The sequence below is a fragment of the Oxalobacteraceae sp. CFBP 8761 genome, from assembly GCA_014841595.1.
Taxonomy (GTDB): Bacteria; Pseudomonadota; Gammaproteobacteria; order Burkholderiales; family Burkholderiaceae_D; genus Telluria.
Window position 1 is genome coordinate 45,372 of record JACYUE010000004.1, and the last position, 14,409, is coordinate 59,780.

14 protein-coding genes are annotated in these 14,409 nt (G+C 65.3%); 8 read left to right on the forward strand and 6 right to left on the reverse strand.

The annotated features are described in order from the left end of the window. Positions 1-16: 16 nt before the first annotated feature. The 4 genes from IFU00_19795 to IFU00_19810 are packed head-to-tail and all read right to left on the reverse strand — an operon-like array spanning position 17 to position 4,742. Positions 17-1,159: an ABC transporter permease gene (locus IFU00_19795; GenBank protein ID MBD8544522.1), complete on the reverse strand. Its 1,143-nt coding sequence runs from the start codon at positions 1,157-1,159 to the stop codon at positions 17-19. Beyond that, positions 1,156-2,337, reverse strand: coding sequence for an ABC transporter permease (locus IFU00_19800; GenBank protein ID MBD8544523.1), 1,182 nt, complete (start codon positions 2,335-2,337; stop codon positions 1,156-1,158). Before IFU00_19800 ends, IFU00_19795 begins: the two co-directional genes overlap by 4 nt. Before the next feature lie 9 nt (positions 2,338-2,346). After that, complete coding sequence (locus IFU00_19805) at positions 2,347-3,324, reverse strand: efflux RND transporter periplasmic adaptor subunit (protein MBD8544524.1); 978 nt, start codon at positions 3,322-3,324, stop codon at positions 2,347-2,349. 5 nt (positions 3,325-3,329) lie between these two features. Further along, complete coding sequence (locus tag IFU00_19810; protein MBD8544525.1) at positions 3,330-4,742, reverse strand: TolC family protein; 1,413 nt, start codon at positions 4,740-4,742, stop codon at positions 3,330-3,332. A 232-nt stretch (positions 4,743-4,974) separates the two neighbouring features. Between IFU00_19810 and IFU00_19815 the strand changes: the two genes are divergently transcribed. The 7 genes from IFU00_19815 to IFU00_19845 all read left to right on the forward strand — a co-directional run bounded on the left by IFU00_19815 (position 4,975) and on the right by IFU00_19845 (position 10,865). Continuing rightward, the gene (locus IFU00_19815; protein ID MBD8544526.1) at positions 4,975-5,850 is read left to right on the forward strand and encodes an alpha/beta fold hydrolase; all 876 of its coding nucleotides are present in this window, start codon (positions 4,975-4,977) and stop codon (positions 5,848-5,850) included. A 47-nt stretch (positions 5,851-5,897) separates the two neighbouring features. After that, the gene (gene msrA, locus IFU00_19820) at positions 5,898-6,413 is read left to right on the forward strand and encodes a peptide-methionine (S)-S-oxide reductase MsrA (protein MBD8544527.1); all 516 of its coding nucleotides are present in this window, start codon (positions 5,898-5,900) and stop codon (positions 6,411-6,413) included. 118 nt (positions 6,414-6,531) lie between these two features. After that, on the forward strand, positions 6,532-7,488 hold the full coding sequence (locus IFU00_19825; GenBank protein ID MBD8544528.1) for a fasciclin domain-containing protein: 957 nt from the start codon (positions 6,532-6,534) through the stop codon (positions 7,486-7,488). A gap of 242 nt (positions 7,489-7,730) precedes the next feature. Continuing rightward, entirely contained in the window at positions 7,731-8,981 is a 1,251-nt protein-coding gene (locus tag IFU00_19830; GenBank protein ID MBD8544529.1) for a DUF819 family protein, read from the forward strand. 118 nt (positions 8,982-9,099) lie between these two features. Beyond that, positions 9,100-9,567, forward strand: coding sequence for a hypothetical protein (locus tag IFU00_19835; protein MBD8544530.1), 468 nt, complete (start codon positions 9,100-9,102; stop codon positions 9,565-9,567). A 121-nt stretch (positions 9,568-9,688) separates the two neighbouring features. Beyond that, positions 9,689-10,231 carry a hypothetical protein gene (locus tag IFU00_19840; GenBank protein MBD8544531.1) on the forward strand — a complete coding sequence of 181 codons (543 nt, stop codon included), beginning with the start codon at positions 9,689-9,691 and terminating at the stop codon, positions 10,229-10,231. Between the two features lie 61 nt (positions 10,232-10,292). Then, complete coding sequence (locus IFU00_19845) at positions 10,293-10,865, forward strand: histidine phosphatase family protein (protein MBD8544532.1); 573 nt, start codon at positions 10,293-10,295, stop codon at positions 10,863-10,865. A gap of 6 nt (positions 10,866-10,871) precedes the next feature. Here the strand turns inward: IFU00_19845 and IFU00_19850 are convergent, their stop codons facing one another. Next, positions 10,872-11,570, reverse strand: a complete 699-nt coding sequence (locus IFU00_19850; protein ID MBD8544533.1) for an SDR family NAD(P)-dependent oxidoreductase — start codon at positions 11,568-11,570, stop codon at positions 10,872-10,874. A gap of 172 nt (positions 11,571-11,742) precedes the next feature. Between IFU00_19850 and IFU00_19855 the strand changes: the two genes are divergently transcribed. Continuing rightward, on the forward strand, positions 11,743-13,524 hold the full coding sequence (locus tag IFU00_19855) for a DUF885 domain-containing protein (protein MBD8544534.1): 1,782 nt from the start codon (positions 11,743-11,745) through the stop codon (positions 13,522-13,524). A gap of 7 nt (positions 13,525-13,531) precedes the next feature. Here the strand turns inward: IFU00_19855 and IFU00_19860 are convergent, their stop codons facing one another. Next, complete coding sequence (locus IFU00_19860; protein MBD8544535.1) at positions 13,532-14,407, reverse strand: hypothetical protein; 876 nt, start codon at positions 14,405-14,407, stop codon at positions 13,532-13,534. Positions 14,408-14,409 lie beyond the last annotated feature (2 nt).

Genomic DNA, 14,409 nt, shown 5'->3' on the forward strand with positions numbered 1-14,409 from the left:
GCCGCGCCGGCGCCTGTTATCGACGCGCGGGCATGCGCCCCCATTTGACCAGGCCGACAACCGCGAACACCAGCGCCAGGCCGAGCAGCATCGCAAGCTCCGTGCGCACCTCGTGCAGCGAGGCGCCCATCTGGTTGGTGGCGACGAAGCCCTGGATCGCCGCAGTCGACGGCAACAGCGCGCCGAGTGCGCGCAGCGGCAGCGGGATGGCGCTTGCCGGCCAGGTCAGGCCCGACAGGAACATGATGGGCAATGAGGTGGCAACGAGCAGCTGCATGCTGCGCTCGCGGGTGCGGAATAACATGCCGATCAACATGCCCAACGCCGCCACGCTGTAGGCGAACAGCAGGGTCAGGACGGCCGTGCCCGCCAGATTGCCACCGCGCGGATAATCCTGCCACCAGAAGACGAAGCCGAAAAAGTACAGCGCATTGAGCACCACGACCAGCGCGAACGCAGTCAGGGCGCCGCAATACGAGGCCGCGTCCTGCCCGTAAGGAAAGGATTTGTCGCTCGCCCAGCTGCCGAACAACAGCCCGATCCCGAGCAAAAAGGTTTGCTGCATGACCAGCACCATGACGCCAGGCACGACATACGAGGCATAGCCTTCGCGCACATTGAACAGGGGCAGCGCCTCAACGGCCAGCGGCTGGCGCGACGCCTCGGCCTGCATGCCGGACGGGGTCGCCGCGCCCAGGCGCTTGAGTTCGATACCTGCGGACACCGTGCCGGCGACCTCGGCCAGGCCGTTCAGGACCACCTTGTTCAGCAAAGGATAGGAACCGTGGCCGCTGACCTCCACTTCGGGCTGCATGCCGGCCAGCACCTTGCGGCTGAAGTCGGCGGGAATGAACAGCGCGCCGGCAGCCTTGCCCTGCCAGATCAGCGCCTGCGCATCTTCCGGCCGCGTGCTGACGCCGGCCACGACCAGGCCGGGGTGGGCCCCGGCATAGCGGATCAGCTGGCGCGACAGGGCCGACTGGTCCTGGTCGACGACCGCGACCGGCACCCGGCGCACCGTCTCGGTGCTATAGGGCAGCGGATAGAAAAACGAATAGATGATGCCGGAAATGAAAAACAGCAGCAGCGCCGCCTTGTCCCGCAAGATGGCTTGCCAGGTCAGCACGAACGCGCCCCAGGCGCGGCGCGGGGCGCTCATTGCTTGCCCCAGGTGGCAGGCTGGTGCATGCGACGCGCCAGGCGCAGCCAGGCAGCCACGCCCAGGCCAAGCGTAAAGGCCAGCAGGATCGCCAGGTGCGCCAGGTTGTAGCGCAGCGGCGCGCCCCCTGTCCAGGTGTTGTTCAGCATTTGCAGATAGTGTGTCAGCGGCAGGGATTCGGCCCAGATGCGCGCGCTCAGCGGCATCGACAGCAGCGGAAAGCCCTGGCCGGCGAACGCGAACGCGGGCGCCGTGATGAAGGCGCTGGCCGACAGCGCCGCGCGCAGCGATGAGGTGAAGACGGCGATCGCCGCGCCAAGCGCGAGGCAGGCCGTGATGAACAGGGCGGTGCCTGCCAGCATGGCCGTGGCGCTCCCCTGCACCGGCCAGCGCAGCACGACGCCGAACAGGACGAACAGCAACAGCGCATGCACGGCGAAGCAGGCGCAAGGGATGAGCAATTTTCCCAGCAGGGCCGCAGCAGGCTTGCCGTGGGCGGCGGCCAGCCAGTCGGGCACGGTGGCGGCGCGAAATTCGCGGCCAATCGCCGTCACCGCTGCCAGCGTCACGAACATATGCAATAGCGTAAAGGCCACCGGCAGCGCAAGCGACGGGATGTAGCTGCCGTTTTCATTGAACAGCGTGCTGATGCGGGTTTGCACCGGCTCGATCTGCACGCCGGCCTGGCCGGGGCCAGCGCCGCGGCGCGCGCGCGCCTGCAGTTCGATGCCCGCCGACAGGGTGGCCACCACGGCGCGCACGTCGCGCGTCATGCTGCCCGAATGCGCCGAGAACTGGGCGTTGTAGGCCCACTGGACCTTGGCAGCCCGGCCCGCAAGCACCGATTCCTGCAGATCTGCAGGAATCGACACCAGGCCGAATGCCTCGCGCGCGCGGATCAGGCGCAGCGCCTCGGCCTCGTTGTCTGCGACGAGCACCACGTTCAGGCCGGGCGAAGCATCGAGCATGCGGATCAGGTTGCGCGAGACAACGGTATGGTCGCGGTCATGCACCACCAGCGGCAGGTCGCGCGCCACGCCGGCCGAGAAGGTCCACCATGTCAGCAGGTAGAGCGCGAGCGGGATCGCCCCCAGCATGGCGATATCCCATGGATCGGCGCGCAGGCGTGCCCATTCGCGCCGCAAGGACGATGCGATGGCGTTGCCGGATCGGGTCATCGGCCGCGCTCAGTGGTCGAATACGACCGTCATTCCCGGGCGCAGTCCGGGCACCGGGGCGGTCGGGCGCAGCCTGACCTCGAAGGTGCGCAGATCGGTGCCGCCGGGGCGCGCCGCGCGCCAGGTGGCAAAGGCCGGCAAGGCGGACACCGTGGTGGCCTTGAACTGGACCCGTGTGTTGAGCGCGGGGATGGTGGCCTGGTGCACCGAACCCTGCGCATACGCCTTGAATGCATCTTCGCGCACGGCCACCACGGCCCAGACATCGGCCAGGTCGACCAGGGTAATGACGGGAAAGCCCTGCGGCGCCAGCTCACCGGCCTGGATCGCGAGCTTGGTCACCTCGCCCGCGGCGGGCGCCGTGATGCGCGTCTCGTCGAGCGCGGCGCCTGCTTCGTCCGCTGCGCCGGCCACCTGCCGCGCCTGCGCCTCGGCGGCCTGGCGGTCTTCGGCACGGGCACCCTGGCGTGCCAGCGCGTATTGGGCGCGGGCGGCGGTGGCCAGCTCGCTCGCCGAGCGCGCCTGGGCTTCGGCCTCGTCGCGTTTCTGGCGCGCGACGACGCCTTCGGCATACATCGCCCCGATGCGCTCGAACGTGATCCTGGCGAGCCTCGCGCCCGCCTCGGCACGCTCCCAGTTGGCGCGCGCGGCGACGATTTCTTCCGGCCGCGCACCGGCCTGCACCTTCTGGCTGGTCGCGCGCGCCGCATCGCGCGCGGCTTCGGCCTGCGCTACCTTGGCCCGTACCTCGGGGCTGTCGAGCTCGAACAGCAGATCGCCGCGGGCGACACGCTGGCCCAGCTGCACATGGACCTGGCCAACCCGGCCCGGCACCTTCGACGACACATTGATTTCCTGCGCCTCGATCTGGCCCTGGAGCGGATCGCGCACCGGCTGGAAGGCCAGGTACAGGCCCCACCCGAGCAGGGCAAGAATGACGATGCCGGTGCCGCCGGCAAGCAGGCCTTTGGTGGAAGGTTTTGCCATGATGCTTATTCTTTCGTGAGGTCGACGATGTGCGTGGCGGTCCGGGACAGCGCGCTCAGGCGCTCAGGCTCGCCGCTGGTGCCCAGCAATTTGGCCAGCGCCATGACGTAGTCGTAGCCAGCCTGGGCGCGCTCGAGGGACGTTTTGGTGTAGTTGAGCGACGCGTCGGCAACGTCGGTCGACGTGGCCTGCCCGTTCTGGAACCCCACCTGCGCCAGGCGCTGCGTCTCGGCTGCCAGTTCGATTGCGGACCCCATCGCCAGGTAGCGCTGGCGGGCATCCTCCATGGTGCGCCACTGGCTTTCAGCCAGGGTCGGGATATCGCGCCCGGCCTGCTCTGCCGCCACCTCGACGCGCTGCTGCTCGAGCCGGGCGGCGGCGGTCATTTTTGCGCGGTCGATACGCTCGACCAGCGGGACGCTGACCGACACCCCGACCAGCCAGTTGGCGCGGCTGGAGCTGCCACGGTTGAGGTTATAGTTGGCGATCCCGATGACGGTCGGGCTGAATTCCCGGCCCTGCAGTTGCAGGGCGCCGTCCGCCTGCTTGCGCTTGCCTGCAATTTGTTTCCAGGCCGCGTTCGACGCCATGGCCGCATCGATGAACGAGGCCAGCGAGCCCGGCGACTCGGCATGCACGAACAGCGGCGTGGTCGGCGTGACGGCGCTGTGCGCGTCGAGCAGCCGGCGCAGCGCGAGCTGCGCGATCTCGAGGTCGCTGCCCGCCTTTGCCGCTTCCCTGACCGCATTGTCGACGGCGACATCGGCTTTCAGGCGCTCGACCTTCGCGATCAGCCCGCTACGCTCCATCTTGCGCGCCATGCGCTGATGCTCTTTGGCAAGCTCGGCCGCCGAGCTGCGCAACTGGCTGGCCTTGGCGGCAAGTTGCACCGTGAAATAGCGTTGCGCCAGCTGGATCGACGCATCGTCGACGGCCGCCTGCACGCTCGCATGGGCTTCGTCCGCGCGGCCGGCGGCGATCTGCTTGACCGCATCGAGGCGCCCACCCGTGTAAAGCGGCCAGACCGTGTTCAGGCCGAGCGAATGCACATTGAACACGCGGTCGACATTGATGGCCGGCGGGATCTCCGGCAGGTTCAGGGCTGGCAGCGGCGGCAGCGAGTCGAGCAACGGGTTGGCCAGCTGCGTAATTGCGCCGGTGTCGACGCTGAGGGTGGTCGAGACCCGCCCGGCAAAGCCGGACAGGCGCACATCCGGGCCATCGATGCGGCGCAGCGCCTCGGCCTGCAATTGCCTGGCCTGGAAATCGAGCCGGGCGCCATTTACCGCACCCGCACTGGTTTGCATCCGGCGCAGCGCCTCGGCATAGTCGATGCCGGTATCGGCCCGTACGGGCAGGGTCAGCGCCACAAGCGCAGCGGCCGCAATTGCCCCAGGCAAAATAGCCTTCACTTTCATGCATTGCTCCGGTATTCAGTCGTCGATCCGCCCTCGTCGGCGCGGATGCTGTTGCTGGTCATGCATCTTGCATGACAGGCATCATGGACGTCATGATAACGCCTCGCGCGTATTGACGGCTACCTGCTTGCGTTCGCCGTTCCTGGCTGGCAATCGTCCTAGCGGACGCAGTCATTAAGCCCGCTGGGGTACGCTTGCAGCAGACGCACACCCGTGCGATGGGAGATCGATCATGCATTACATTCGCTGCGGCAACGGCAAACCTTTGCTTCTGATTCATGGCCTCGGTGGCCACTGGCAGAGCTGGAATCCCATCCTGGCCGATCTCGCGAGCAGGCGCGAAGTCATCGCGGTGGACCTGCCCGGCTTTGGCCAGACGCCCAGGCTGGCCGGCGAAACCTCGATCCGCACTCTGGCAGATGAGACGGCAGCCTTTCTCCACGCCCAGGGCTTGACCGGCATCGACGCAGTCGGCAGCTCGATGGGGGCGCGGCTGGTACTGGAACTTGCGCGCCGCGGTGGCGTCGTTGGCGGCGTGGTGGCGCTCAATCCGGGCGGGTTCTGGCAGGGCTGGGAGCGGCACGCGTTCTTCAGCTCGATTTACCTGTCGATACGGCTGCTGCGACTGCTGCGGCCCGTGTTGCCGGCGATCTGCGCCAGCCCGGTTGGCCGCGCGCTGTTGCTGGCCCAATTCACATCGCGGCCAACGAAACTGGCGCCGGACGTCGTGACCGATGAATTGTGCAGTTACGTAGCCTCGCCGGTGTTTGACGAAATGCTCACTCAGCTTGCTTATGGCGAAGAGCAGCAAGGCGCGCCCCGCAACAGCATCACGCAGCCGCTCGTCATTGGTTGGGGACGACGTGACCGGGTCTGCTTCCCATGGCAGGCCAAGCGGGCACTGGCCCTGTTCCCGGATGCCCAACTGCACTGGTTCGAGCGCTGTGGCCATTTCCCGCATTGGGATGCGCCGGCGGAAACCGCACACCTGATTCTGAGCGCACTGGCCGGCAGCCACGCCAATGCCGCGGCCGGACTGTCACACGCACGCGATGCAAACCACGCTGCACACGACTTGCATTTACACTTGCCACAATCGACTGGCTGATCGGCACGCACGTTCAGCCCACCTGTTTATCCAAGCAAAGGACATCAATGACACAACAAACTGAAACCGCAATCCTGGCCGGAGGCTGCTTCTGGGGCATGGAAGACCTGCTGCGCCGCATGCCTGGCGTGCTGTCCACGCGCGTCGGCTATACCGGCGGCGATGTGCCCAACGCTACGTACCGCAACCATGGCACGCATGCTGAAGCGCTCGAACTGGTGTTCGATCCCGCCAAGATCAGCTATCGCCGGATTCTCGAATTCTTCTTCCAGATTCACGATCCGACCACCCCGAACCGCCAGGGCAATGACCGGGGCATGAGCTATCGCTCCGCCATCTATTATCTCGACGACGCGCAAAAGCAGATGGCCGAGCAGACCATTGCCGACGTCGACGCATCCGGCCTCTGGCCTGGCAAGGCCGTCACCGAGATCGCTGCAGCAGGGCCGTTCTGGGAAGCCGAACCGGAACACCAGGATTATCTGGAACGCATTCCAAACGGCTACACCTGCCACTTCATCCGTCCGGACTGGAAGCTGCCCTCGCGCCCGGAATCGACGTAAGCCCGGCACGGTCGGGTTAATCGTATCCGGTTGATCCCGACCATCGGTTGCACGCTGAAGCGGAACTCCGACGGATGAACATCAGTCCAAAAAAGACGTTCATCCCGGAGGTGCAACCATGAGATCTGTCTTGAAGTGGCTTGGTGCGTTGAGTCTGGCGATTCTTCTGTCGTCGTGTGGAAGCAGTGACGACGATCTCGGAAATGTAGCCGAGGTCGCCCAAAGGAATGGTTTTACGGCATTGCTGGCGGCAGTCGACAAGGCTGGCATTGCCAGTACCCTGACTGCTGCCAATGCCGACCTGACGGTGCTGGCGCCCACCGACGCGGCCTTCGGCGCACTGGCGACACAACTCGGCTTCACCAATGCCGGCGCCATGGTGGCAGCACTGCCAGCGGCCGATCTGGCCAAGATACTGCGCTACCACGTACTCCCCGGCGCCAGGTCCTCAGCGGCGCTGGGCACCGCTGGCGCCGCCCTGCCGACAGCCTACGTTTTTGACGGCGCAGCTGCCCGGCTCGCACTCAACACCTCTTCCGGCGTCGCGTTCACCGACGCCGTGCTGGCCAGGGCCAGTGTAACGACGGCCAATGTGTATGCCGACAATGGCATCATCCATGGGATCGACAAGGTGTTGATACCACCCGGCGTGCTCAATGTCGTGCAGATGGCGCAGACCAATCCGGCGTCTTTCAGCGCGCTCGTCGGCGCAGTCGTGGCAACCGGCCTGGCGCCTGCCCTCAGTGGCAGCGGTCCATTTACCGTCTTCGCACCCAACAACGCCGCATTCGCCTCGGCGCCGACGGGTCTGACAAGGTCACAGTTGACATCGGTCCTGACCTATCACGTGCTGCCGGCACAGGTCCTGTCTACTGCCATACCGTTTGGCACGCCGGTGGCCACGCTGGCGACGACAGCCCTCGATGGGTCAACGGTTGCGGCCCAGACCATTACGATCAACCGCAATCTGACGATCACCGACACCACGGCCGTTCCGGCCAGCATCCTGGCGACGGATGTACGCGCCAGCAATGGGGTCATTCATGTCATCGGAAAGGTATTGATTCCCAAATAGATCCACGACAGCGCCTTGGAATCTCATCCAGGCCAGGGCGCTCGCCAGCCAGGCAAAACGCGCCAGCCTGCGCGCCTCGACTGACGCTGCTGTACTGACGCTGCTGTACTGACGCTACCGACTGCCAGCGTCCATGACGTTGACGACACCCTTGCGCCCGGCGATACTCGTTGCTCTTCGACCAATGCGATGCACGCTGCATGCCCGTCATTGGTCCCTGACGCGAATAACCTGGAGCGCGCATGCCGCCTGTTTCTGCTGCCATGATTACCAACGATGCCGTCGTCTTCGGCATGCTTGCCGCCATACTCGGTACCGTCCTGTGGACCGCAGCGCGCCCGGACGGCTTCTGGAAAAAGTTCTACAGCTATGTACCCGCCCTGCTGCTGTGCTACCTGCTGCCGTCGCTGCTGAACACGCTTGGCGTCATCGACGGCGCGGCCTCAAGCCTCTACCCGATGGCGCGCGACTACCTGCTGCCCAGTTCTCTCGTGTTGCTGTGTGTGGCAATCGACTTCAAGGCCATCGTACGACTCGGCCCCAAAGCGATCATCATGTTCCTGACCGGCACGGTTGGCGTCATGCTCGGTGCGCTCGTCTCGTTCGAGGCCATGCGCGTGATCCATCCCGAGACGGTGGCCGGCGACACCTGGCGCGGCATGACCACGGTGGCGGGCTCCTGGATTGGCGGCGGCGCCAACCAGGCTGCCATGCGCGAGGTGTTCAACGTCGATGCCACGATGTTCGGCCAGTTCGTCGCTGTCGATGTGCTGGTCGGTAATTTGTGGACAGCCGTGTTGCTGTTCCTTGCCAGCCGGGCCCAGGTATTCGATCGCTGGACGGGCGCCGACCTCACGGCGCTGAACCGCTTGCGTGACAGCATCGAGCAATATCAGGCGCAGCACGCACGGATCCCGACCCTGGCCGACATCATGGTGATCCTTGCCATTGGTCTGGGCGCAACCGGCCTGTCGCATTTCCTGTCGGAGCTGCTGGTCGGGTGGATCACGTCCCTGCCGGCCGAGTGGCGCCTGCAGGATTACAGCCTGACGTCGGGCTTCTTCTGGATCGTCGTGATCGCCACCACCATTGGCCTGCTGCTCAGCTTTACCAAGGCCCGCACGTTCGAAGGCGCCGGCGCGTCGCGCATCGGGTCAGTGATGCTGTACGTGCTGGTGGCCACGATCGGCATGCAGATGGACCTGAGCGCCCTGGTCGATCGCCCCTGGCTGTTCCTGCTGGGCCTGATCTGGATCGCGTTCCACGGTGGCTTGATGATCCTGATGGCCAAACTGATCCGTGCGCCGCTCTTCATGATGGCGGTCGGCTCGCAAGCCAATATCGGCGCAGCCGCATCGGCGCCGGTGGTTGCCAGCGCCTTCCACCCGGCGCTCGCGCCGGTCGGCGTATTGCTTGCCGTGCTGGGCTATGCACTGGGCACCTACGGCGCCTACGTCACGGGGATTGCCCTGCGCGCGATCGCTGGTGGGTAAACACGGGCCGCTGGCGCGCGCGGCTTAAGGATGACCTCATCAGCGGGCTGTTAGAATTTGCGACAATCTTTCCCTATTTATTTGCAGGAGCACTCAAATCCTCGGCTTTCTCGTCAAAATGGCCATCGGCAAGCCAAAACTGGTGCTTGCCCTCGTGGTGGCGCTGCTGGCAGTATTGGCTGGCACAATCACCTATACCGGCTACCTCGTGATCGGGGTCATGGCCGAGTATCTCGGCACGGGCCGATTCGTGGCCGGCTTGCTGCTTGGTATTCTGTTTGCCAGGTTTCCTTCGGTTAGCCAGGGCAAGCTGCGCCTTGTTGGCCTGCTGCCCAAGCCTGTCCGTCGCCCGCTCATGTTGACCCTGGTCGCACTCTGCCTGCTGCACTTCGTGTGGCAAGGCGAGTACGTGCCAGCCCTGTTCACCGGGTTTGTAACGACGTTTCTTGTTGCCTTCCCCTGGTTGCGCAAAACCCTGTTCGATCGGGTGTCTTCGTCGTTCTTCAAGTTCATGCCTGGCCGGCGCCCGCCTGAGCGCAGCGACGACATGGTGATCGAGGGTGAATTCAAGGAACGCAAAGAGTAAGGGCTGCGCTTCGCCGGCAACGGGCGACAACGCATTCAGAAGGTGCAGCCGCATCCCTGTTGCATGCAACCCGTATGGCCCACAGTGGTATGCTGCGCCCTCATACTCCGAAGCCAATGCCATGACCAATAAAAAACAGCCTTCCGCCCGCCAGCCAGCCGAGACGCCCGCAGGCCGGGCCGAAAATCCCTTCCTGGACGTCGAGTTCTACCAGCGCATGCGCGACTACACCGAGCGCGACGCCGCCTTTTCGAAGGAGCTGAAGGCCATCGGCGACAGCGGCGCAGGCAAGCACAGCACCGACATTCGCGAAGCACCGTCACTGACATTGCTGCGCGCCGTCGTCAAGAAAGGCTTGTCGCTGGAGACCATGTTGGGCCGCATGGCGCAGGGTGTGGAACTGGGCTTGTGGGAACCATGGATGAGCGCCTTCGGCATCGAGATCCGCGGCGTCAACTACGCAAAAACAGAGCAGCGCAATGCCCGCCTGGCGCTCGACATGAGTCTGGCGTGCAAGGTCAATTCGGTATTTGCCAATGCAGGCGTCGTCAACTGGCGCAGCCTGGTGGCGCAGGATTGCGCGCAGATCCAGATCGACAAGCCGACCGAGAAATCCGGCGCCAAGGTCTATGCCATTTTCTTTCTGGATGCGCCAGGAAAGTGATTTTTAACAGCGTGATGCGCACCATCTGATCATTCAAGCAGCCCCGCCACCAGGAGCCCCCATGGACCGACGCCACTTTCTCGCCGCACTGACGGCATGCGCAGCGCCCGTGGCCGGGGCCGCCCCATCACCATGGCCGCTGCTCCAGCGCGGCGGCTACGTCATCCTGATGCGCCATGCCGCGACGGTACCGGGCATCGGTGATCCGCCCGGTTTCAAGCTCGGCGTGTGCAGCACCCAGCGCAACCTGTCGCAGGCGGGTCGTGCGGATGCCACCAGGATCGGAGCGGCCTTGCGCAAGCATGGGGTGCCGCTTGGCCCGGTGCTGTCGAGCCGCTGGTGCCGCTGCGTAGACACCGCCCGGCTTGCGTTCGGCCGGGTCGAACCCAGCGAGATGGTCGATTCGATGTTCCAGGATGACGACGCGGCGCGCGAGCGCAAGCTGGCGCAGCTGCGCGCCTATCTGGCGGGATACAAGGATCCCGGCAACCTGGTGCTGGTGACCCATGACGTGAACATCCGCGCGCTGGTTGGCAAGTACGTCGAACAGGGCGACATCGTCATCGCCACCCGCGGTCCCGATGGCGCTTTACGCATCGAAATGACAGTGCCGGTGGCGCAGCTGACGGGCTGACCGGCCCTACCAGGGCAATTCGGCGCCGTTATACGATCTGAACGAACCGCTGTCGGCCGGCGTCAGCGCATCGAGAACGTGCAGCATGTCCGTGGCAGCGGCCTGGGCCGGTCGCCCGATGATTTCACCACGAAACGGTTTCGACAGCCGTGAATTCACGGTCCCCGGATGCAGTGCGACCAGCACGCTGTTCTTCTGCGTACGCGCGACTTCGATCGCCGCGGTTTTCACGAGCATGTTCAGGGCCGCCTTCGAGGCACGGTAGCTGTACCAGCCACCCAGGCGGTTATCGCCGATGCTGCCCACCTTGGCCGACAACATGGCCATGATGGCGCGCTCGCCTGCCAGCAATGGCGCGAAATGGCGCATGACCAGCGCAGGACCGAAGGTGTTCGCCATGAAGGTTGCCTGCATCTGCGGGTAGTTCAGGTCGGCCAGCCGCTTCTCGGGCATCGTTGCGCCGTCGTGCAACACACCGGTCGCATTCACGATCAGGTGGTAGCGCGGCCCGCTGGCAAGCGCCTGCGCCGCGTCGGCAACACTGGCCTCGTCCGCGAAATCGATCGCGGGCGCCGACTGGCGGTGCAGCCCCCGCACCGAGGCGCAGCGCGGCGACTGTTCCAGCAGATCGACAAAGGCCGCGCCGATCGTCCCCGAGGCACCGATAACCAGCGCATGAAATTGGTCCGGCAAACTGTTCATCATGATGTCGCGCTCCCCCGTTTTACATGCATCGAGTGTACCGAAGGCAGGTCGTGGGATCACCGCCATGCGACGATAACGACGGGTCAATACGCGGACCGACCCGCGCTGCTGGGCGATCATTCCCCGGCAGCCCCATGTTATTCTTGCATCGCCCCGACCACCACGAGACCCCATGACCAGCTCGCTTCCCCTGCTCCTGTGCACCCTGCTGTGCGCCGCCCTCCCCGCCATGGCCCAGGTCAAAACGCCGGCCACGCCGGAAAAAATGAACCAGCTGTACGCCGCTTACTGGGAAGACTATCTGCGCGAAAATCCGATCGCCGCGACCTTCAACGGCGACGCGCGCTACAACGATCGCTTCGGCCCCGTTTCGTCGGCCGAGGAGCGCAAGCAAAGCCGCGCGCTGTCAGAAAAATACCTCGCCGCCAGCGCCAAGTTCGATCCGGCACCGCTGCCGGCGGAAGACCGCATCAGCTATGACCTGCTGCGCTACCGCCTGCAGCAGGTGCTCGACGGCCTGCGTTTTCCGTCCGACCTGGTGCCGGTGGACCAGTTCTCGGGCCTGCACCTGATGATGGCCCAACTGGGTTCCGGCGCCTCGACGCAGCCGTTCCAGACCGTCCAGGATTACGACAACTGGCTGGCGCGCGCCGCCGGCTATGCTCCGGCGGTCGACAACGTGATTGACGACATGCGCCTCGGGATCAAGCAGGGCATCGTGATGCCGAAGGCCCTGATCAGCCGCGTACTGCCGCAGCTCGAGAGTGTCGGCAGCGACGACCTGGCGACCAGCACCTATATGGGCCCGGTGAAGAAGTTCCCGGCCTCGTTCAGCGCCGCCGACAAGGCGCGCCTGACCGACGCGTACGGCAAGCTGGTGCGCGAGCAGCTCGCGCCTGCGAACCGCAAGCTGCTCGCGTTCATGCGCGACACCTACCTGCCGGCCGGCCGCACCACGGCCGGCATTGGCGCCCTACCCGGTGGCAAGGAATGGTATGCGTTCCGCGCGCGCCAGTCGACCACGACCGACCTGACGCCGGCGCAGATCCACGACATTGGCCTGTCGGAAGTGGCGCGCATCCGCACCCAGTTCGAAGAGGCCAAGGTACGCGTGGGCTTCAAGGGCACGCTCAGGCAATTTTTTGATCACCTGAACAATGCGCCCGAGCTGCGCTTCACCTCGCGGGAAGAAATCCAGGCCGCCTATGAAGGCGTGCGGCCGCAGGTCGAGGCCAAGGTGGGCCAGCTGTTCGCGAACGTGCCGAAGGCGCCGTTTGAAATCCGCCCGGTCGAAGCGTTCCGCGAAGTGAGCGCGGCGCCGGCGTCGTACCAGCGCGGTTCGGTCGACGGCAAGCGGCCCGGCATCTTCTATTACAACGCCTACAAGCCCGAGACGCGCACGCGCTTCACCACCAATGCGTTCTTCCTGCACGAGGCGATTCCCGGCCACCACTTCGAGCGCAGCCTGGCGCAGGAAACGACCGGTCTGCCAGCCTTCCGCCGGTTCGGCGGCAGCACCGCATTTTCGGAAGGCTGGGGCCTGTACAGCGAAATGCTGGGCCAGGAAATCGGCATGTACGACGACCCGTGGCAGTGGATCGGGCGCCTGACGGCCGAGATCTGGCGCGGCGTGCGCCTGGTGGTCGACACCGGCATCCACGAGAAAGGCTGGACGCGCGAACAGGCCATCGCCTACTTCATGGACAACGTGCCGCAGAACGAAGTGACGGCGGTGCAGGAAGTCGAGCGTTATATCGCGGTGCCGGGCCAGGCGCTCAGCTACAAGATCGGTGAACTCAAGCTGCGCGAACTGCGCGCGCGTGCTGAAAAGACGCTGGGCAAGGACTTCGACCTGCGCGCCTTCCACAACGAAGTGCTGTCGCACGGTGCGGTGCCGCTCGACGTGCTGGAAGCGGCGACCGATCGCTGGATCGCGGCGCAGAAGAAAAGCTGAACCGCAGCTAGTTACCGCCCTGCGCCTGCGCCATCTCGATCGCGGGCAAGGTGACCGTCAGGAATGACGACACCTGCCCGATGAGTTCGGCAGCCTGCTGCCGGACTTGCCCCATCTGCAGAATCGACAGCTCGGCCTGGCGTACCGCCTGCTGGAGCAGCGTACGGCGCTGCACGAGCGCGTCGAGCAAGGCGACATCGGCCGAGTCGCCGGCCAGTGTCGAGACCACCGCCAGCGCTGCTGAATGCAGGCTCAGGTTCTGTGCGGACGCTTCCAGATTGCGCGTGGCGACATCGCTGTCGGCGATGAGCTGCACCAGTTGCGCGCGGGCGGATGTCAGCGCCGGTTTGAATTCAACAGGTGACGTCGCGCGGCGAAACAGCTTGCCGAACATGCCCGCTGGCGCGCGAGTGGTCTCGAGCGCCGCATCGAGCAACGCCGGCACCGCCATCTGCGTGAACGACAGCACCAGCTCAGTCACGGGACGCAGCAGCGCAGCCTGCTCCATCAGCGCCGCCTCGCCCCATTCCGTCACCAGAGACAGCCTGACCGGCAGAATGCGGCGGAACAAGGCGGCAAAGCGTTGTTCTGCATGCGCAAACAGGACCGGGTAATCGCCTCTGGCAATGGCCAGCGCGTCGCGCACCGCCGGATGATCTTCGCTGTCGAACAGCGCCCTGGGCGCAGCCTTCGCGGTCAAGCCCGATACGACCGGGACGGCTGGCAGGTCGTCGAATGACAGCGGCCTGGGCGGGCTGTTGCGCGTGAGCGGCGTCGAATCGGTCTGCGTGTCGCCGAAATCGAGCGCGCGCGGCGTATCCGGCGCCTCGACCGGATCGGAAGGCACCCCGACCGCCTCACCGAAATCAAATGGCTTGGGCATCA

Excerpts from the sequence above, each read along its gene's own strand:
- IFU00_19795 (MBD8544522.1), bottom strand. The coding sequence starts at position 1,159 with ATGAGCGCCCCGCGCCGCGCCTGGGGCGCGTTCGTGCTGACCTGGCAA.
- IFU00_19800 (MBD8544523.1), bottom strand. The coding sequence starts at position 2,337 with ATGACCCGATCCGGCAACGCCATCGCATCGTCCTTGCGGCGCGAATGG.
- IFU00_19805 (MBD8544524.1), bottom strand. The coding sequence starts at position 3,324 with ATGGCAAAACCTTCCACCAAAGGCCTGCTTGCCGGCGGCACCGGCATC.
- IFU00_19810 (MBD8544525.1), bottom strand. The coding sequence starts at position 4,742 with ATGAAAGTGAAGGCTATTTTGCCTGGGGCAATTGCGGCCGCTGCGCTT.
- IFU00_19815 (MBD8544526.1), top strand. The coding sequence starts at position 4,975 with ATGCATTACATTCGCTGCGGCAACGGCAAACCTTTGCTTCTGATTCAT.
- msrA (MBD8544527.1), top strand. The coding sequence starts at position 5,898 with ATGACACAACAAACTGAAACCGCAATCCTGGCCGGAGGCTGCTTCTGG.
- IFU00_19825 (MBD8544528.1), top strand. The coding sequence starts at position 6,532 with ATGAGATCTGTCTTGAAGTGGCTTGGTGCGTTGAGTCTGGCGATTCTT.
- IFU00_19830 (MBD8544529.1), top strand. The coding sequence starts at position 7,731 with ATGCCGCCTGTTTCTGCTGCCATGATTACCAACGATGCCGTCGTCTTC.
- IFU00_19835 (MBD8544530.1), top strand. The coding sequence starts at position 9,100 with ATGGCCATCGGCAAGCCAAAACTGGTGCTTGCCCTCGTGGTGGCGCTG.
- IFU00_19840 (MBD8544531.1), top strand. The coding sequence starts at position 9,689 with ATGACCAATAAAAAACAGCCTTCCGCCCGCCAGCCAGCCGAGACGCCC.
- IFU00_19845 (MBD8544532.1), top strand. The coding sequence starts at position 10,293 with ATGGACCGACGCCACTTTCTCGCCGCACTGACGGCATGCGCAGCGCCC.
- IFU00_19850 (MBD8544533.1), bottom strand. The coding sequence starts at position 11,570 with ATGATGAACAGTTTGCCGGACCAATTTCATGCGCTGGTTATCGGTGCC.
- IFU00_19855 (MBD8544534.1), top strand. The coding sequence starts at position 11,743 with ATGACCAGCTCGCTTCCCCTGCTCCTGTGCACCCTGCTGTGCGCCGCC.
- IFU00_19860 (MBD8544535.1), bottom strand. The coding sequence starts at position 14,407 with ATGCCCAAGCCATTTGATTTCGGTGAGGCGGTCGGGGTGCCTTCCGAT.